Genomic DNA, 13,739 nt, shown 5'->3' on the forward strand with positions numbered 1-13,739 from the left:
CAGGCATGTACGGGGAATGCACAAAGCCCCGGTCGGCGTGCGACGCAGGGCTTCGGCTGGTGCAACTTTCGGGGACGCAAGTCACGCCTAGGCTGCTACGTTGACTAGCGTACCACAATGGTGTAATTCATGCCACTTTCCCCCTCGGACGGTCCCGGCGCGCCAGGATGTGGTCGAGGCAGACAAAGCCTTCGCGCCTACCGAGGACCACGCACGCCGTCACGATCGGGAACTCGCGGTCGACTGGTCGCTCTTGCTTCTTGGTCTGGGTGACCCACGCGCGGATCGTGGACTCGGGCAGCTCGGCTTGACGGGCCGCGTACTTGACCGAGCACCACGTCTCGTCGCCCACCATCTCGATCTGCGTGGACCAGTGCGCCGCGGCCACGTTGGCGGCATAGCGGTCCTCGTCCCACGACCGCTTGCACCTGGGGCAGTGCCAGTCGGACCAGCGCCACGCCTTCTCGCCACCACTGTCGCGGTACGGCTCCAGCTTCCGCATCACCCGCGCGCCCTTGCACTCGTCGTACATGCACGGGGCGCCACGCTCGGCACGCTCGCCGGCCATGAGCAGGTTCTCAAGGCGCGACTTGGCCGAGCGGACGTCCTTCGCGAAGTCGTCGAACTCGGGCAGGTTGTCCCACGCCCAGTTCAACCAGCCGCGCAGGAAGTTGACCTCGGTGGCGATCGTTGGTCGCCGGTCGAGGTCGTAGCCGCGCGCCTGTTCGGTCCAGAACACGAGCGTTTGCAGGATCGGCTCGTGTCCGTCTTCGTCGGCTGCGTGTTCGGCGTACCGGCAGCGGGTGTGGTCGAGCCGTTCGCAGGTGGCGAGGTGGTAGTGCTCGGCTGCTTCGATCCGCTCTTCCCATTCGCGGGGTGAGCCGACGCTGGCGAGGGCGACCATTGCCTCCCCGCCTGGCATGAGTCGATCGTTGGCTTTGTGGACGGCTTGGACTAGCACCGCCTCGAACAGCTCTTCGATGGCGCGAAGATCCTGTGCGACCTTGACGACGGGTGCGGCCTGGGGCTCGTGGGTCTCACTCATCGCTCACTCCAGTTGTCGATCCGGCCGCTGTCGGGGTCGTGCAGGCTGCGTCGGTCTGCGGCGGCACCGTCGTAGTCGTTGTGCGGGGTGCAGCCACATAGGTCCACTTCGCACCGCTCACACCACGCGACTTGGTGTCCGCACGGCGCGCACTCGGATCGCTGGTACTGCGGGGAGTGCTCACATGCCTCTACGCGCTCGTCTGAGCCGATCTGCCGCACGTCCGCGTCCTCGGTGGGTGCGGGTGCCAGTGCGGCGCGGAGGAACCCCAGGGCGTCGAGGTCGCGGTGGGGGTTCTGGATCAGCAGCGAGCGCAGGTAACCGCCGCCGTATGGGGATGCAGCGATGGCGCCCGAGTCCCACGCCTCCGCTTGCGCCGCACGGATCAGCGCGCGCACAGCCGGGTCGTGGTGGGTCCAGCGGTCGGCGGTCATCGGTCGCTCCCGTCGTCGTTGAGGCAGGCGCCCCGGATGGTGAGGTGTGGCCCAACTGCCCGCTCATTGCAGGGCGGGTCGTAGGGCCGGTGGTTGTGAGCGCGCCGCACGTGGCTGGGCCCGGCGAGTGCTTCGGCGATGGCGGCGGCTACGTGGGCTCGGTGGTCGGGCTCGGTTAGGTAGCCACACCACTGGTGCTCAGCCAGCACCCGCTCGATCAGCGCCTCGGTGGTCTCACTCATGGCCGGCCCCTTCGTCGTGGCGGGTGTTTCTCGTTGCTGCCATTCCGCCTCGAACGGTCGCCATGAGAAACACGCGGCTGGTTGTCTGGTCGCGGTGGGTCATCGGTCGGCCCCTTCGTCGGCGGCGGGGGTGGACTGTCCGGTCGGAGTGCGCGGCTCGTCCATGCGGTGTCGCGCCAGCGCCACGGGGCCGTCGATGTAGCGCCAGCACTGGAGGCACCCCAGCCGCCACCCGCCGTTGTGGTTGATCGGGTCGCCGTAGATGCCGACCAGTCGAGAGTGCGGGCACCTACGCCTAGCGGTGCGCCCGAACCATCCCCGGTACGTCTCGCGGGTCCAATCATTCTCGGCGGACTCACTCATGCCGACTCCCTCTCGTCTCGTGCTGCCCGGTCGGCTGCTCGTGCGGTCTCGCGTTCGGCTTGCTTGGTGGCGGTCATGCGTCACCTCGCACGATCAGTCGCTCGGCCCACGCCGCGGCCATCGTGGCGACCTGGATCAGCTCGGCGGCCAAGTTGTCGATGTCGCCCTCGTCATAGGTCATGGCGCGGGCAACCTCGCCCACCTCCTCGACCAGCACGACCAGCGACGTCGCGTCACCGACCCCGTGGGATCGCGGCGTCTTGCCGTTGTGCTTGGCGTAGGCCGCGGCGAACTCGTGGTCGATGAGGCTGTGAATGGTGCTGTCGATGGTCATGCGGACTCCTTCTGGCAGGTGCAGCTCGGGCAACGGTGCTGCCGGGCGTTCGGGTTGGCCTTGCGGGCGCGGTAGTCGCGCATGTATTCGCGGCGGGCGGTCTTACAGTCGTCGCAGCGACAGCCCTGCACGTAAGCGGAGTGGGTTCCGTGTGCGCTGCTCATGCCGCGCCCCCTTCGTTGTAGCCGTACATGTCGGTGTGGGGCAGCCAGCGAAAGCCGTCTGCCTTGCGGAGCCGGGTCGGGATGTCGCGCTCCTCGCGCTGACCACGCCACGGGATCAGGTCGGCGTACCCCTCGGCCCCGATACCGCGCATCCCGTAACCGAACTCAGGCCAGCCCAGGAGTGCGCTCGAGCCGCGGGGGCGCAGGTCACGCACCCCGCCCTTGCCGATCGCGTGGCCGGCGTGGGCCTCCATCAGCAACGCACAACCCCGCTCCCGGATCGTGTCCAACGCAGCGAGCACCGGGGCGGCGTCGTCGTCAGACTGGATCGCGATAGGCACCAGGCGGTACAGCGGGCCGATGACCACAAGGTCGGGCTGCTGGGCGTCGAGGAGCTGATGGATGCGGGACAGGTCGCGGTCACGGCGAATGTCGATGCGGCTGATGCAGTCGACCATCATCCGGTCGGACGGGTTCTGCCCCCAGCGCGCCGCCCACTCGACACCGGGCCGAACCTTGCGCCGCACCTGCGACCACGAGTTCTCGCAGTCGATGAGACAGGTGCGGATCGGCTCGAACTTCTGGGTCATGTCGAACGGGTTGAGTCCCGCGGCGGCATGGATCGCGAACTGGCGCAGCAGATGCGACTTGCCCAGCCCCTCCTCGCCAGTGAGCATGAACCGGTCGCGCTTCTCCAGCAGGCCGGGGATCAGCCACTCGGGCTCGTCGTCCTCCTGGGTCAGCAACTCGGCCACAGTCAGGGCGGTCACGTCGTCGTGGGTGCTGCCCGTGTCGCGAATGCCGGCGAACCGGGTGGCGACCTGGGCGGCGAGACCGGTGGCGTTGACGCCGACCTTCTCGACATCGGCGAGCACCTGGCGGGCCTCAGATGCGAGGCGGCGCTTGGTGGCGTACCCGCGGACGATGGCGGCGTACTCGGGCACGTTGTCGGGGATGCCGTTGGCGGTGACGACCTCGAGGAGCACCGGCTGGGCTCCGGTGCCGTGGAGCACTTCGTTGAGGATCGCGGCGTCCACGTTGCGCTTGTGGCGGTCGAGGTTGCTCATCGCATCCCAGATCGCTTCGTGGCGGGGGTCGTCGAAGTCGCGGCTGGTGAGGTGGCGGCGCGCTTCGGTGCGGGCCGTCTTGGTGAACAGGCAGGCCGAGAGGAGTGTGCGCTCGGCGTCGCGGGCGGTGGGCTCGTTCACTGGTCGAAGAACCCCCTCGGCAGCGGCGGGAGCTGGATGCGCCCCTGCTCGTCCGGCTCTGGTCGGATGGGGCGCACATTGCCGCTTGGTCGAGCATTGAGGAGCCACTGAGTAAACGCGGCGTTCCAACTCGCCTGACGACGGTCGTTGGCTTCGGCGTGCGCCCGGAACCGCGCCAGCTCGATGCCAGGGTCGACGCCCAGATCGCGGCACCGCTTGAGGTGATCCTCGGTGGGGCGCCAGTCGTCGGACAGCGGCAGGGCGGGCTTCCTTTTGCTGCGCTTTGGCGGCGAAGCCGCGGGGGTTTCGTCGGCCGCGGAAGCACTATTAAGGGTCGGGTCGGGCTGGGTCGGGTCGGGGTTGCCGAACACCTCCGGGGCCGTTCGCGGAAGTTCGGGCGAACCCGACTCGCTGACCTGCGAAGACTCCTTTTTCACACCCTTTTTTGCGGCCCGAATGGATCTCATTCGCTCCTTAGCCGCATCCCGTTCCGCAGTCACTTCGGACCTAAGTGGCTGGCGTTCCGTCCACTGATGGAAGACGATTCCGCCCTCTTTGCGATCCCAGAGGCCAACCGAGATCAACTTCTCGACCTGAGCGGCGGTGCCCATGCGGGTCAGCATGTGGTCGGGCACGAAGCCGTCGAGGAGGTTCTGGGCGCACCACGATCCGGCGCGAACCCAGAGGCCCATCGCGGAGTTGCCGGCCGCGACGCTCTTGTGATGGAAGGCCAGGTTGTCGTCAACCTTAAACCACGGTATTTGAACCACCCCGCTTCATCTGGAGGCGTGCGCGATACCGCGCCTTGGCCTCGTTGTTCTGCGCGCGGCGGCGCTCGGTCTTCTCGTCACCGCGCGGGTAGGCGCGGCGGATGTTGTCGCCATTCGTCAGGAGTCGAAGGTGCTCGATTCGCACGCAGGCCGGGTTGTTGCAGATGTGGTCGACGACCAAACCCTCAGGCGGCCACTCCGAGTAGTGGGCGAGCCAGGCGGCGCGATGGGCGAGGTGCAGCTTCCCGTCGAAGTAGATGACGCCGTAGCCCTTGTTGTTGCGGGAGCGCTGCCATTCGTGGCAGCCGCTGGGGGCCTCCTGCTGGCCGGCGATGAGGCGCTCGCGCCAGTTCGGCCAGTGATCTCCGCGCGGCATCAGGCGGCACCTGCATCCCAGCGGACGGTCCACAGGTGGTTGGCCTCGTCGACATACCCGGCGTCAACGATGCCGTTGCGCTCGTGGGTGTAGGAGTTCGAGGCGACCAGGCCGCACTTGGGGCAGGTTGGTGCTGGGACTTGCGTTGGGTCTTCGGCAGGTAGAATCATGCCTAGTGCTCCGTTCTGGTGGTATCAGGACAGGGCGGCCCCGGGCCTGCGCTAACAGGTCCCGGGGCACTTTTTACTTGTACCCTTATCCTACACTGAGTTACGTTGGGCGGTTCACGTCATCCACATTGGACTCAGAACGGCGGCTCCTGGGTCGGGCCGGTCGCCCACGGGTCACGCTGCGACTGCTGGGCTGACTGCTGCTGGCCCCACTCGCCGCCCTGCTGCTGCGGGGCGCGCTGGGCCGACTGACGCTCACCACGCGGGGCCTCGACGACCTTCGCGACGGTGGCGAACTTGACCTCGAGGCTGCGTCGCTTCTCGCCTGCGCTGGTCTCGTACTCGCGCTCGTAGAGGCGGCCGGTGACGACGACCTTGTCGCCCTTGCTGACGTGCTCAGCGATGGCCTCGCCTGCCTGGTCCCAGACGGCGACGTTGACGAACAGCTTGTCTCCGTCTTCCCACTGGCCGGCGTCGTTCTTCTTGGACTCGCTGGCGGCGACACGGAAGTTCGCGACGGCCTTGCCCTGGGCGGTGAAGCGCAGCTCGGGGTCGTTCACGGCGCGGCCCTCTAGGGTGATGGTGGGGAGCATGGTGGTTCCTTTCAGGCCGCGTTGTTGCGGCGGGTGGTGGGCTGGGTCTTGCTGGTCTTGAGGCGCAGGTCGCTGGCCTTCTGGCGAGCGCGTCGGCAGATGCGGCACCGCTGCCGCCCGTCCTTCGTGACGTAGGTGTTCTCGACGGTGAACTCGTGGCCCCTCATGCACTCGGTGGCGCGGGGGCGGGGGTTCTTGGCTTGCTTGGCGCGGTGTGCTGCCTTCTGGGCGCGGACACAGGTGCGGCAGGCGCGGTTGCCCTTCGGGTCGACGTAGGTGTTGTCCTCGTCGAACTCGTGGCCGCGCTTGCAGTGGGTGGCGTCGCGCTTGGCGGCGTTCCATGCGGCCAGGTTGGCGTTGTAGTGGGTTTCGGGGGTGGCGGCCTTCCTGGCTGCCCGCCGCTCCCTCCTCTTCTCTCGACGTTCGGCGATCGGGTCGTGGACCTCGCCGGCCATGACGCCCTCGAAGTCGGGGAAGTAGGGGTCGGTGGCTATCAGCTCGGCCCGCATCTCGGTGCAGGAGATTCCCCCGAAGGCTGGGTGGGGGCGGTAGAGGGCGGGGCATTCGAGGCATCCGGCGAGGGCGCTCTTGATGTCGCTGGGGTCGACGGAGAGCCACCGGTTGTCGCCGTCGCACGGGGTTGGCTCGGTGGGCGAGAACGTCATCGCAGCGCCTCGATCCATGCGGCGGAGGTCAGGCCCACAATGGCGAGAGTGAAGGCCACCCACCCGAGGCGGGCGTAGTGACTGCGAGTGGGGCCGATCGCGAAGTTGTTTGCGGCGAACGAGAGGACGACGGCGACAACGGCGAGCGCCACGCCGGTCAGGGCCATCGCTCCCGACCCACTCATGCCGACTCCCCGAGGATCATCGCCAGCAGGGCGTCGGCGTCCGGTCGGTCGGCGACAAGGCGACGCACGGCAGCCTCGCCCTCAGGGTTGGGCTGCACGGGGCCGAGGGCTTCGAGTCGGCGCATCATTGCTGCGTTGTTAGGCATCAGTAACCGGCTTCCTTGAGTAGTTGCATGAAGGTGGCGCCCGAGATGACGACTAGGCCCTCGGTGGCGCTGGTCTTGCCGTGCCGCTTGATCCATGCGGCGGCGATGGGTGCGTTGTCGTTGGCGGCTTCGCGGGTGGCTTCGGTGAGTGCGCCTGCCGGGTCGTAGGACTTGGTGTTTTTGGCTTCGATGACGACCCCTGGCACCCCGGCTATGTCGCCGCGGTCGAGTGCGCCTGCGAGTCGGCGGCGTTCGGCGTGGGGCCAGCCGTGGTCGACGAGGGCGGCGACGATCGCGGTCTCCCACTTCGTCCCCGCGGCTCGGGCGGTGGCTCGATTGCGGGTCACGTCGGGTCCCCGAGGTAGGCGCGTGCGACCTTGAGTGCGTTGCCCGCGTGCCAGTCGGCATTGGCGGCAGCGGCGTCAGGGTTGCCGAAGTGGATGCCGGGCGGCTGGTCGATGCCGGGGCTGGGACGCTGGGTGGCCTCGTAGTCCTGGCGCCACTTCTCGGCAGCCATGTCCAGCCACTCAGCAACCGCGAGCCAGGCGGCGCACTCACGGAAGTCGATGCGACCTTCACTCTCTGCGAGCCTCTGCTGGTCGCGGATTCGGCTCGCGGCGACCAGCAGATCCCCGGCGCTCACGTCTCGTCCTCACTGTCGTCCTCGACCTGCGCGGCGCCGACGAGCGAGAAGAGGCCGAGGAGCCAGGTGCAGAGGGCGGCGCGGATCATGCCGCCCACCCCTCAACCGCGGCCACGAGGTCAGCGGCGGGGTGCAGGAGGCCGTCGAGGAGCGCGGTGAGGGCGACGAACGCGAGGGCTCTCATGCGCTCGCCGCCATCGTGAGGGTGGTCAGCGCGGCGAAGGTCGCGAGTGCCGCCCAAGTGGGGTCGCCGGTCGAGAGGTACAGGAATACCCATACGGCAGCGATGACCGCCTGCACCGTCGTCAAGAGTCGGTCGATCATGCCGACGCACCCCCCGCCATCTCGGCCTCGATCTCGGCGCGGCGCTCGGGGGTCGCACCCACCCACTCGGCCCTGAGGATGTCGGCGCGGGGCAGCGGGTCGACGACGAACACAGCCGACTTGCCGCGAGCCACCAGCAGCGGCGTGCGGACAGGCTTGTCGATGTGCGACAGGCGACTGATACGCGTGCCCCCCGGCTTGTCCTTCCCGAAGGTCACCTCGGGGTCGAAGAACAACTCGACGGCGCGGGTGGCCCACTGGGATGCGTCGACACCCCAGCAGTTAGCGAGGACGCGGCGCATCCCCTTGCTTGGTCGCCACGGTCGCGGGAAGTTGGCGAAGTGGATGTCGACAGGCTGCTCGGCGCTGCCCTTCGCCACGTTGGCGATGATGAAGATGCGAGGGCCGGCGACCAGCTCGATCGCGTCTAGTTGGTCGGAATTGGGTGCGAGGGTTTCGGAGATGTCGAAGGTGCTCATGCTGCGTTCTCTCGATTCTTTTGCGCGCGGGCGCGACGGCAGGCGCGACATAGGCGGTTGATCGGCTTGGCCGGCGTCGAATACAGATAGACGTTGTCGGCGGAGTACGGGTGCCCGCTGGGGCAGTGGGTTTTGCGGGCGTTGGACTTCCCGACCTCGACGGAGCGGAGTAGGTTGGCGCTCACCGTCACGGGCTCGAGGTGCTCAGGGTTGACGCAAGCACGGTTTCGGCAGAGGTGGTCCAGGTGTAGGCCCTCGGGGATGGGGCCAACGTGGTGCTCGTAGGACCAGCGGTGCGCCATGACGGTCTTGCCAGCGCCGCCCGCGAAGGTTCCGTAGCCCGTGCTGTTGGTGCAGGCGAGCCACACGAGACAGCCGGCGTCGGTCAGCGCGACCTTCTGGGCGAATCGGTCGATGGGGGCGCCATGCTTGTAGCCCACCTCAGATCACCAGCTCGAGGTCGAGGCGTTCGGTCTGCGGCATCCCTGCGCTCCGGCGCTCGAAGTCGGCGACCATCTCGGCGGCCTTCTCCTCGAAGGCAATGCACGCCGCCTCGATCGCCTCGAACCAGGCTGGGTCGGGGTAGACGCGCTTCACGTAGAGCGGGAGACCGGCGTGGTAGGAGCAGTAATCCCACCAGCGCCGCCCGGACACGAGGAGGCACGCCTGCACCTGCGGCATGTAGATGGCCGGCACCTCGTCGCGGAGGATCGTGAGGATGTGCCCCTTGGCCCTCGGGGATTTGACCTCTAGGCCACCGTCCTCGCCGACCAGTCCGTCAGGAGATGCGCCGAGGGTCCAGCCGTCTTCGTCGAGGCGAAGGAACCCCACCTCGTCGACCTGCTCGAAGTGCCCCGAGTACAGGTCGCGGGCGATCGGCTCGGACAGTTGGCCGCGGATCATGTCGTCATTGGCGAAGGTGGGCTCCGTGTAGCCCGTGATCCGCTCGGCCACCAGCGTCGCGGTGACTGCCCGCGCGGTGTCGTTGTTGGCGACCTTGAGGGTGGGGGTGAGCAGCTTGCCCACGGTGGAGGCGGTGACGATGCCGCGGCGGGCGTCGTGCCATTCCGCTGTGCCTTGCTCGAGGTCGTGCAGGATGGTGAGTGTCATGCCGACTCCTGCGTGACCGACAGCGAAGTGACGGAGAAGTCGGGGGCTTCGGAGAACAGGCGCTCGCCGAAGAGGGTTGCGGCAGTGGCGGCGTCGACAGCGTCGCCGTCTGCCAGGTCGAAGGTGATGGTGGCTCGGTAGGTGGTCATGCGGTCTCCTCCCACGGCGCACAGTCGGCGCAGTAGTGGTCGTCTTCGGCGGGTGATGGGTCGCGGTCGCGGCAGGTGTCGAGGCCACAGGAGCGGCAGGTGTAGTTGCACTCGGGCAGGACGCGGAGGTAGGCACTCATCGCTGCTCCTGTTGGTCGTGGCGCCGGTCAGCCAACGTCTCGCCCCAGGACATGAGCTCGGGGTCGTGGTAGTCGCGGGGGCCGTCGGGGTTGATTCCGGTGGCGGCGAGTGCGGCGTGCAGGTCGATGGCGGTCATGCGACCTCCTTCGACGGGGCGGCGGGGCTGACATCCGAGCCCCACCACAGGACGAGTCGGTCGGCGCCGGGCAGCAGTACCGACAGGTTGGGCGGGTCGAGGGGCGCCGATGACGTGCCGGGGTGGACGTCGATGACGCGCCCGACCTGCTCTCCGCGCCTGGCGTAGTCGCCGCGCTTCCAACGGACCTTGCTCATGCGAGCCCCCTGCGCCACTGCTCGATCTCGGCGACGAGGCGTTCGGCTGCGAGCTGGTCGTGGAGAGGCGTCTCGCACACCTCGAGCGCGTCCGAGACGTGCTGGTCCCACATGGCTTGCGTCTCGGGGTCGACCTCGTGGGGCTGCACACCGCGGCACAGGTGGTCGAACTCGGCGCGGCTGATCTGCTGGTTGTGGAGCCAGTACGAGGTTGCGGCGTCCTTGTGCCACCAGTCGGCGAGGCGACGCAGCCACTCGGGGGTCACTGGACTGGCCCATCGGGACGAACAGACTGGATCATCGGGCGCTCACCGACTTGTAGCCGAACGGCCACCGTCCACCCTTGCGGCAGACGATGAAGTACGAGTGAGACTTGCGAAGCGACCGCTGAATCTTCCAGCGAGTCGGCGGCACCTGGGCGGGGGTGACGACCGCCAAGTCGATGGGTTCGCAGCCGATAGAGCGGGCGAAGTCCATCAGATCGCTGTGGACCCACTGCTGCTTGCCGTCAGTGATCGTGTCCTGGCACTTGACGACCATGTACCCGCCGCGCATCAGGATGCGCTCGCCCTCTCGCATGACGTCTCGATAGAGACCCATTACTGCGTCGTGGCCCTTGCCGCGCACCGATTCAAGGTTGTAGCCATTCCCCTCAAGCATCCGCAGTCCAGCCGAGCTGGTCGCCGCCTCCACGTATCGGTAGGGCGGGTCGAGCACGACCGCATGGAAGGACTGGTCCGCGTAGGGCAGCATCCGCGCATCGACGCCATCCTTGATGTCGGTCAGCCGCAGGTCATAGAGGCTGCGGTCGATGTGCTTCCAGAACACGTCGGAGCCGCGCATCGGGTCCGCGATGCTCATGCCGGGGCGGAAGTAGAGATCCGCAATGCGGGCCATCATCGTGGCGTTGTCGAGGGCGGCGCTCTTGTGTCCAACGCCATCCTCGGCCCTGGCGCCACCATCGGATTCGATCAGCAGTTCGGCGCTCATTGGGCACTCCTCTCGGTCACCTCTGTCGTGGGCGACTGACTGGTCCGCTCGGCCCACCACGCCGACGTGACACCGCCGACAGTGAGGGCCAGCAGCAGCCAGCAGAACGGGGCGAAGATGAGCGCGGTCATGACTCCTCCTTGCGCGGGTCGTGGTCGATGAGGGCGAGGCGGGCGGCGGCACACTCGGCCATCTCGCGGGCGCGGTCGAGGTGGGCGCTCATCGCACGACCTCCCACTCGAAACCCGACACGGCGGCCGACATGCCGACCAGCAGCAACAGGGCACCGAGCGCAGACAGCAAGGCCGAGACGACCGGGCGAACCTTGTAAACGCCTTCGATCGCATTGAGGCTGAATCCGACGAACAGGCCGATCCCACCGATCCACGTCACGCCGTAGAACACAGTCACGGCGAGGTTGTGCAGGAAGGCGCTCAACACGTCACCTCGTTCGGCGATGGGGCCCAGTACGTGACCCCGTTCGGCATCGTCAGGTAGACGCGCTCAAGGTCCGAGCTGCGTTCGATGGATGCGCCCGATCGCCAGGCCATCCGCTCGAGGGCATCGCTGTCCTCGACGGGAATGTGTGCTCTGCTGGTCATGCGATACTCCTCAGTGAGTGATGTTGCGGGCGGGCCGGCTGTGATGGGTGCGGCCCGTTCGCGCTTGATTGGCACCGACGCGACCAGGGCTCGAGGCCACCAGCCGCGACGGCTGACTAGGGGTTGTGCGTCGGCCGCTTGATGACGTCGCGGGCCAGGACGTTGAACACCTCGCCGGCAAGACGGGCGCCGATGTAGGCCGCGGCGTGGGCGAGCTTGAAGGCGGTCACTGGGGAGCGCCCGTCTGTCCGGTCGGAGTGCTGGGAGCGCGGTACCCGTCGCACCCGTCAAGGCGATGCGTCACCCAGCACGTCACACACCCGTACTGGTCGTGAACGTCGGCGTCGTGACTGCACGCGCACGTCGCGTCTGTCTCGGCGGAGTGGCTGCTCATGCCGTCCCCTGATTCCGGGCCAGCGCGTCACGCAACGCCATCTCCTCCGCGAACGCCTCGATACGCGCCGCCATGACACGGGCGCGATGCTCAGCGGCGGCAGTGGCCTCGCGCTCCAGGCGGGACTTGCGGGCATCCGAGCGCTCGTGCATCACGCCGCCTCCAGACCGTCGAGCCACGCCACGAGGTCGGCGTGACGGATCAGGATTCGACCGACTGGCTCCCCCGTCTCGGGGTGGCGGCTGGTCTTGTGGGCGCGGAGGGCGCCCGTGCCGATGGCCTTCTTGAGCGTGTCGACCGAGACGCCTGCTTCGGTGGCGGCGTCCTTGAGCTGGTAGGCGAGGCGAGTCATGCCGCCACCCGCCGTCCACGGTTGTGCTGGACGTTGAAGCGGGGCCGCAGGTCGTGGATGGCCTGGCGCTCAGCCTCGACCGCTTCTTCCTGGGTGCGGTGGCGACTCAGCACCTCGAGCGTGAGCTGCTGCGAGTACCAAGCGGCGGACTTCTTGGACGTGGCGTGCTGGCGGTCTCGCTCGGTGATCCAGAACGTCTGCCCGATGTAGAGCGGCGCGCCCTCCTCGTCGCGGTAGCAGTAGACCGCCCAGCGAGAGTCGTGCGAGAACAGCCGCTCGCACCGTGAGCAGAGGTTGAGGTCGGTCACGTCGCCCTCGACGGGGACCACCTCAGCGCATCCGTGGCCGCAGAGGTAGCGAGCCCCGAGGACGGTCTTGCCGTCGAGGTCGGCGGTCGCCGTGAACTCGGGGCGGTGGATCACCTGCCGCTTGTGGGGGCGGGTGGACTTGATGTGGGTTGTGGAGACCGGGGCGTCCTCCACCCCCTCGGGGCGCCTGGCTCCCAGGAACAGGAAGGCGTTGAAGTCGTAGGGGTCGGTCATGCCGCGTTCTCCTTGATGTTTCGTCCGCTGACTGCGGACGCTCGGGGGTCGAAAAGCATGTCGAGGGGGACGTCAAGGCGCTCCGCGATGCGCTCGGCAACGGCCGGCGTGCAGGAGGTCCGGCGGCCGTTGACCAGGGCGCTGATGAAGGTGCGCCCCACGCCCGCCGCGAGTGCGACGTCGGCGTTCGACAGTCGCTTCTTGTCCATCAGGCCCCGCAGGATCTTTCCGCTGTGCAGCTTCATCCATGTGCCCTTCGGCCAGCGTTTCCGGTGTGTGCCCATTCTCCGCTCCTCGTTGTCTTGGTGTCAAGTACCTGCGGATGATTCTGCGCTAGGCGGTGGACACCTGTCAAGGAACTACCTCTTTGTAGTTATGCAGGTCGCGGCGAACATGTCAGGATCGAGCGTCAGGACTGGTGGACACTAAGTGGCGGATCTGCGCCAATCTGCGGTGGACACATCCCCAACCTGGGCAATTCCCTTCCGCAGCCGGCAGATGGAGACTCGAAGCATGAGCGAACTACTGCGGATCATCGACGAGTACAAGGACGCCCACGGGCAGCCCTCTGACTCCTCGATCGCGCGTGCCGTGGGCATCGCGCCGCAGACGCTCAGCTCGTGGCGCAAGCGCGGAGTTCGCCAGCCGCCCAGCATCGACACGCTGCGGCGCCTGGCCGACTTCATGCACGTCAACTACGAGGACTACCTACTGCAAGCCGTGCTCGTGGACACCGGCTATCGGGACGCGATGCCCGAGCCGCCTTCGCAGCAAGAGGAGAGGGGCGTCGGATGATTGACGAGATGCCGCCGCCATGCGCGCCCCGTGACCGGGAGGCTTAGGAACCAGAGGTCACGGGGCGCTACAAACAAGACTAGGCCCCGCAGCCCCCATCGAGGGGACTACGGGGCCTAGTCAATTTGGGCCACTACTTACACGTATGTGAGATAAACCCTACCCCTGGGGGTGTGGCCTGTTTTACTTC

The 13,739-nt window shown here is 67.5% G+C and carries 31 protein-coding genes; 1 reads left to right on the top strand and 30 read right to left on the bottom strand.

What is annotated here, in order from left to right; translation table 11 throughout:
- Positions 1-127: 127 nt before the first annotated feature.
- The 30 genes from OCU29_RS08370 to OCU29_RS08515 all read right to left on the bottom strand — a co-directional run bounded on the left by OCU29_RS08370 (position 128) and on the right by OCU29_RS08515 (position 12,999).
- A complete protein-coding gene (locus OCU29_RS08370) occupies positions 128-1,045 on the bottom strand; it encodes a hypothetical protein (protein ID WP_261819547.1) in 918 nt (305 codons plus the stop codon).
- Complete coding sequence (locus OCU29_RS08375) at positions 1,042-1,479, bottom strand: hypothetical protein (RefSeq protein WP_261819548.1); 438 nt, start codon at positions 1,477-1,479, stop codon at positions 1,042-1,044. Before OCU29_RS08375 ends, OCU29_RS08370 begins: the two co-directional genes overlap by 4 nt.
- Positions 1,476-1,721, bottom strand: a complete 246-nt coding sequence (locus OCU29_RS08380; protein WP_261819549.1) for a hypothetical protein — start codon at positions 1,719-1,721, stop codon at positions 1,476-1,478. The genes OCU29_RS08375 and OCU29_RS08380 overlap by 4 nt, the downstream gene beginning before the upstream one ends.
- Before the next feature lie 436 nt (positions 1,722-2,157).
- Positions 2,158-2,418 carry a hypothetical protein gene (locus tag OCU29_RS08385; protein WP_261819550.1) on the bottom strand — a complete coding sequence of 87 codons (261 nt, stop codon included), beginning with the start codon at positions 2,416-2,418 and terminating at the stop codon, positions 2,158-2,160.
- A gap of 160 nt (positions 2,419-2,578) precedes the next feature.
- Positions 2,579-3,790 (bottom strand): AAA family ATPase, encoded by a 1,212-nt coding sequence (locus tag OCU29_RS08390; RefSeq protein ID WP_261819551.1) that lies wholly within the window; start codon positions 3,788-3,790, stop codon positions 2,579-2,581.
- Entirely contained in the window at positions 3,787-4,560 is a 774-nt protein-coding gene (locus tag OCU29_RS08395) for a DnaT-like ssDNA-binding domain-containing protein (protein ID WP_261819552.1), read from the bottom strand. The genes OCU29_RS08390 and OCU29_RS08395 overlap by 4 nt, the downstream gene beginning before the upstream one ends.
- Positions 4,538-4,936, bottom strand: coding sequence for an HNH endonuclease signature motif containing protein (locus OCU29_RS08400; protein ID WP_261819553.1), 399 nt, complete (start codon positions 4,934-4,936; stop codon positions 4,538-4,540). The genes OCU29_RS08395 and OCU29_RS08400 overlap by 23 nt, the downstream gene beginning before the upstream one ends.
- Positions 4,937-5,240: 304 nt before the next feature.
- The gene (gene ssb / locus OCU29_RS08405) at positions 5,241-5,699 is read right to left on the bottom strand and encodes a single-stranded DNA-binding protein (RefSeq protein ID WP_261819554.1); all 459 of its coding nucleotides are present in this window, start codon (positions 5,697-5,699) and stop codon (positions 5,241-5,243) included.
- Between the two features lie 11 nt (positions 5,700-5,710).
- The gene (locus OCU29_RS08410) at positions 5,711-6,364 is read right to left on the bottom strand and encodes a hypothetical protein (protein WP_261819555.1); all 654 of its coding nucleotides are present in this window, start codon (positions 6,362-6,364) and stop codon (positions 5,711-5,713) included.
- Complete coding sequence (locus OCU29_RS08415) at positions 6,361-6,531, bottom strand: hypothetical protein (RefSeq protein ID WP_261819556.1); 171 nt, start codon at positions 6,529-6,531, stop codon at positions 6,361-6,363. The genes OCU29_RS08410 and OCU29_RS08415 overlap by 4 nt, the downstream gene beginning before the upstream one ends.
- Before the next feature lie 14 nt (positions 6,532-6,545).
- Entirely contained in the window at positions 6,546-6,674 is a 129-nt protein-coding gene (locus OCU29_RS08420) for a hypothetical protein (protein WP_261819557.1), read from the bottom strand.
- Between the two features lie 20 nt (positions 6,675-6,694).
- Positions 6,695-7,042 carry a hypothetical protein gene (locus tag OCU29_RS08425; protein ID WP_261819558.1) on the bottom strand — a complete coding sequence of 116 codons (348 nt, stop codon included), beginning with the start codon at positions 7,040-7,042 and terminating at the stop codon, positions 6,695-6,697.
- A complete protein-coding gene (locus OCU29_RS08430) occupies positions 7,039-7,338 on the bottom strand; it encodes a hypothetical protein (protein ID WP_261819559.1) in 300 nt (99 codons plus the stop codon). The genes OCU29_RS08425 and OCU29_RS08430 overlap by 4 nt, the downstream gene beginning before the upstream one ends.
- A 180-nt stretch (positions 7,339-7,518) precedes the next feature.
- On the bottom strand, positions 7,519-7,662 hold the full coding sequence (locus tag OCU29_RS08435; RefSeq protein ID WP_261819560.1) for a hypothetical protein: 144 nt from the start codon (positions 7,660-7,662) through the stop codon (positions 7,519-7,521).
- A complete protein-coding gene (locus OCU29_RS08440) occupies positions 7,659-8,141 on the bottom strand; it encodes a hypothetical protein (protein WP_261819561.1) in 483 nt (160 codons plus the stop codon). Before OCU29_RS08440 ends, OCU29_RS08435 begins: the two co-directional genes overlap by 4 nt.
- Complete coding sequence (locus tag OCU29_RS08445; RefSeq protein WP_261819562.1) at positions 8,138-8,581, bottom strand: HNH endonuclease signature motif containing protein; 444 nt, start codon at positions 8,579-8,581, stop codon at positions 8,138-8,140. The genes OCU29_RS08440 and OCU29_RS08445 overlap by 4 nt, the downstream gene beginning before the upstream one ends.
- Position 8,582: 1 nt before the next feature.
- Positions 8,583-9,251 (bottom strand): lambda exonuclease family protein, encoded by a 669-nt coding sequence (locus OCU29_RS08450; protein ID WP_261819563.1) that lies wholly within the window; start codon positions 9,249-9,251, stop codon positions 8,583-8,585.
- Positions 9,248-9,400: a hypothetical protein gene (locus tag OCU29_RS08455; protein ID WP_261819564.1), complete on the bottom strand. Its 153-nt coding sequence runs from the start codon at positions 9,398-9,400 to the stop codon at positions 9,248-9,250. Before OCU29_RS08455 ends, OCU29_RS08450 begins: the two co-directional genes overlap by 4 nt.
- On the bottom strand, positions 9,397-9,540 hold the full coding sequence (locus OCU29_RS08460; RefSeq protein ID WP_261819565.1) for a hypothetical protein: 144 nt from the start codon (positions 9,538-9,540) through the stop codon (positions 9,397-9,399). The genes OCU29_RS08455 and OCU29_RS08460 overlap by 4 nt, the downstream gene beginning before the upstream one ends.
- Entirely contained in the window at positions 9,537-9,677 is a 141-nt protein-coding gene (locus OCU29_RS08465) for a hypothetical protein (protein ID WP_261819566.1), read from the bottom strand. Before OCU29_RS08465 ends, OCU29_RS08460 begins: the two co-directional genes overlap by 4 nt.
- On the bottom strand, positions 9,674-9,874 hold the full coding sequence (locus OCU29_RS08470; RefSeq protein WP_261819567.1) for a hypothetical protein: 201 nt from the start codon (positions 9,872-9,874) through the stop codon (positions 9,674-9,676). Before OCU29_RS08470 ends, OCU29_RS08465 begins: the two co-directional genes overlap by 4 nt.
- Complete coding sequence (locus OCU29_RS08475) at positions 9,871-10,140, bottom strand: hypothetical protein (protein WP_261819568.1); 270 nt, start codon at positions 10,138-10,140, stop codon at positions 9,871-9,873. The genes OCU29_RS08470 and OCU29_RS08475 overlap by 4 nt, the downstream gene beginning before the upstream one ends.
- A gap of 31 nt (positions 10,141-10,171) precedes the next feature.
- Entirely contained in the window at positions 10,172-10,864 is a 693-nt protein-coding gene (locus OCU29_RS08480; protein ID WP_261819569.1) for a hypothetical protein, read from the bottom strand.
- On the bottom strand, positions 10,861-10,995 hold the full coding sequence (locus OCU29_RS08485) for a hypothetical protein (RefSeq protein WP_261819570.1): 135 nt from the start codon (positions 10,993-10,995) through the stop codon (positions 10,861-10,863). The genes OCU29_RS08480 and OCU29_RS08485 overlap by 4 nt, the downstream gene beginning before the upstream one ends.
- Before the next feature lie 88 nt (positions 10,996-11,083).
- A complete protein-coding gene (locus OCU29_RS08490; protein ID WP_261819571.1) occupies positions 11,084-11,302 on the bottom strand; it encodes a hypothetical protein in 219 nt (72 codons plus the stop codon).
- A complete protein-coding gene (locus tag OCU29_RS08495; protein WP_261819572.1) occupies positions 11,299-11,466 on the bottom strand; it encodes a hypothetical protein in 168 nt (55 codons plus the stop codon). Before OCU29_RS08495 ends, OCU29_RS08490 begins: the two co-directional genes overlap by 4 nt.
- A 390-nt stretch (positions 11,467-11,856) precedes the next feature.
- A complete protein-coding gene (locus OCU29_RS08500) occupies positions 11,857-12,012 on the bottom strand; it encodes a hypothetical protein (RefSeq protein WP_261819573.1) in 156 nt (51 codons plus the stop codon).
- A complete protein-coding gene (locus OCU29_RS08505) occupies positions 12,012-12,212 on the bottom strand; it encodes a helix-turn-helix domain-containing protein (protein ID WP_261819574.1) in 201 nt (66 codons plus the stop codon). The genes OCU29_RS08500 and OCU29_RS08505 overlap by 1 nt, the downstream gene beginning before the upstream one ends.
- Complete coding sequence (locus OCU29_RS08510) at positions 12,209-12,754, bottom strand: GIY-YIG nuclease family protein (RefSeq protein ID WP_261819575.1); 546 nt, start codon at positions 12,752-12,754, stop codon at positions 12,209-12,211. The genes OCU29_RS08505 and OCU29_RS08510 overlap by 4 nt, the downstream gene beginning before the upstream one ends.
- Positions 12,751-12,999 carry a helix-turn-helix transcriptional regulator gene (locus tag OCU29_RS08515; RefSeq protein ID WP_261819576.1) on the bottom strand — a complete coding sequence of 83 codons (249 nt, stop codon included), beginning with the start codon at positions 12,997-12,999 and terminating at the stop codon, positions 12,751-12,753. Before OCU29_RS08515 ends, OCU29_RS08510 begins: the two co-directional genes overlap by 4 nt.
- A gap of 268 nt (positions 13,000-13,267) precedes the next feature.
- On the opposite strand from OCU29_RS08515, the gene OCU29_RS08520 reads away from it, so the two are divergent.
- Complete coding sequence (locus tag OCU29_RS08520; protein ID WP_261819577.1) at positions 13,268-13,549, top strand: helix-turn-helix transcriptional regulator; 282 nt, start codon at positions 13,268-13,270, stop codon at positions 13,547-13,549.
- Positions 13,550-13,739: the final 190 nt, after the last annotated feature.

This window comes from Nocardioides sp. OK12, assembly GCF_024341885.1.
GTDB classification, from domain to species: Bacteria; Actinomycetota; Actinomycetes; order Propionibacteriales; family Nocardioidaceae; genus Nocardioides; species Nocardioides marinisabuli.

What these genes read in the sequence shown, in the direction of transcription:
- OCU29_RS08370 (WP_261819547.1), bottom strand. Translation starts at nt 1,045, where the DNA reads ATGAGTGAGACCCACGAGCCCCAGGCCGCACCCGTCGTCAAGGTCGCA.
- OCU29_RS08375 (WP_261819548.1), bottom strand. Translation starts at nt 1,479, where the DNA reads ATGACCGCCGACCGCTGGACCCACCACGACCCGGCTGTGCGCGCGCTG.
- OCU29_RS08380 (WP_261819549.1), bottom strand. Translation starts at nt 1,721, where the DNA reads ATGAGTGAGACCACCGAGGCGCTGATCGAGCGGGTGCTGGCTGAGCAC.
- OCU29_RS08385 (WP_261819550.1), bottom strand. Translation starts at nt 2,418, where the DNA reads ATGACCATCGACAGCACCATTCACAGCCTCATCGACCACGAGTTCGCC.
- OCU29_RS08400 (WP_261819553.1), bottom strand. Translation starts at nt 4,936, where the DNA reads ATGCCGCGCGGAGATCACTGGCCGAACTGGCGCGAGCGCCTCATCGCC.
- ssb (WP_261819554.1), bottom strand. Translation starts at nt 5,699, where the DNA reads ATGCTCCCCACCATCACCCTAGAGGGCCGCGCCGTGAACGACCCCGAG.
- OCU29_RS08410 (WP_261819555.1), bottom strand. Translation starts at nt 6,364, where the DNA reads ATGACGTTCTCGCCCACCGAGCCAACCCCGTGCGACGGCGACAACCGG.
- OCU29_RS08415 (WP_261819556.1), bottom strand. Translation starts at nt 6,531, where the DNA reads ATGGCCCTGACCGGCGTGGCGCTCGCCGTTGTCGCCGTCGTCCTCTCG.
- OCU29_RS08420 (WP_261819557.1), bottom strand. Translation starts at nt 6,674, where the DNA reads ATGCGCCGACTCGAAGCCCTCGGCCCCGTGCAGCCCAACCCTGAGGGC.
- OCU29_RS08435 (WP_261819560.1), bottom strand. Translation starts at nt 7,662, where the DNA reads ATGATCGACCGACTCTTGACGACGGTGCAGGCGGTCATCGCTGCCGTA.
- OCU29_RS08440 (WP_261819561.1), bottom strand. Translation starts at nt 8,141, where the DNA reads ATGAGCACCTTCGACATCTCCGAAACCCTCGCACCCAATTCCGACCAA.
- OCU29_RS08450 (WP_261819563.1), bottom strand. Translation starts at nt 9,251, where the DNA reads ATGACACTCACCATCCTGCACGACCTCGAGCAAGGCACAGCGGAATGG.
- OCU29_RS08455 (WP_261819564.1), bottom strand. Translation starts at nt 9,400, where the DNA reads ATGACCACCTACCGAGCCACCATCACCTTCGACCTGGCAGACGGCGAC.
- OCU29_RS08460 (WP_261819565.1), bottom strand. Translation starts at nt 9,540, where the DNA reads ATGAGTGCCTACCTCCGCGTCCTGCCCGAGTGCAACTACACCTGCCGC.
- OCU29_RS08465 (WP_261819566.1), bottom strand. Translation starts at nt 9,677, where the DNA reads ATGACCGCCATCGACCTGCACGCCGCACTCGCCGCCACCGGAATCAAC.
- OCU29_RS08470 (WP_261819567.1), bottom strand. Translation starts at nt 9,874, where the DNA reads ATGAGCAAGGTCCGTTGGAAGCGCGGCGACTACGCCAGGCGCGGAGAG.
- OCU29_RS08480 (WP_261819569.1), bottom strand. Translation starts at nt 10,864, where the DNA reads ATGAGCGCCGAACTGCTGATCGAATCCGATGGTGGCGCCAGGGCCGAG.
- OCU29_RS08485 (WP_261819570.1), bottom strand. Translation starts at nt 10,995, where the DNA reads ATGACCGCGCTCATCTTCGCCCCGTTCTGCTGGCTGCTGCTGGCCCTC.
- OCU29_RS08495 (WP_261819572.1), bottom strand. Translation starts at nt 11,466, where the DNA reads ATGACCAGCAGAGCACACATTCCCGTCGAGGACAGCGATGCCCTCGAG.
- OCU29_RS08500 (WP_261819573.1), bottom strand. Translation starts at nt 12,012, where the DNA reads ATGCACGAGCGCTCGGATGCCCGCAAGTCCCGCCTGGAGCGCGAGGCC.
- OCU29_RS08505 (WP_261819574.1), bottom strand. Translation starts at nt 12,212, where the DNA reads ATGACTCGCCTCGCCTACCAGCTCAAGGACGCCGCCACCGAAGCAGGC.
- OCU29_RS08510 (WP_261819575.1), bottom strand. Translation starts at nt 12,754, where the DNA reads ATGACCGACCCCTACGACTTCAACGCCTTCCTGTTCCTGGGAGCCAGG.
- OCU29_RS08515 (WP_261819576.1), bottom strand. Translation starts at nt 12,999, where the DNA reads ATGAAGCTGCACAGCGGAAAGATCCTGCGGGGCCTGATGGACAAGAAG.
- OCU29_RS08520 (WP_261819577.1), top strand. Translation starts at nt 13,268, where the DNA reads ATGAGCGAACTACTGCGGATCATCGACGAGTACAAGGACGCCCACGGG.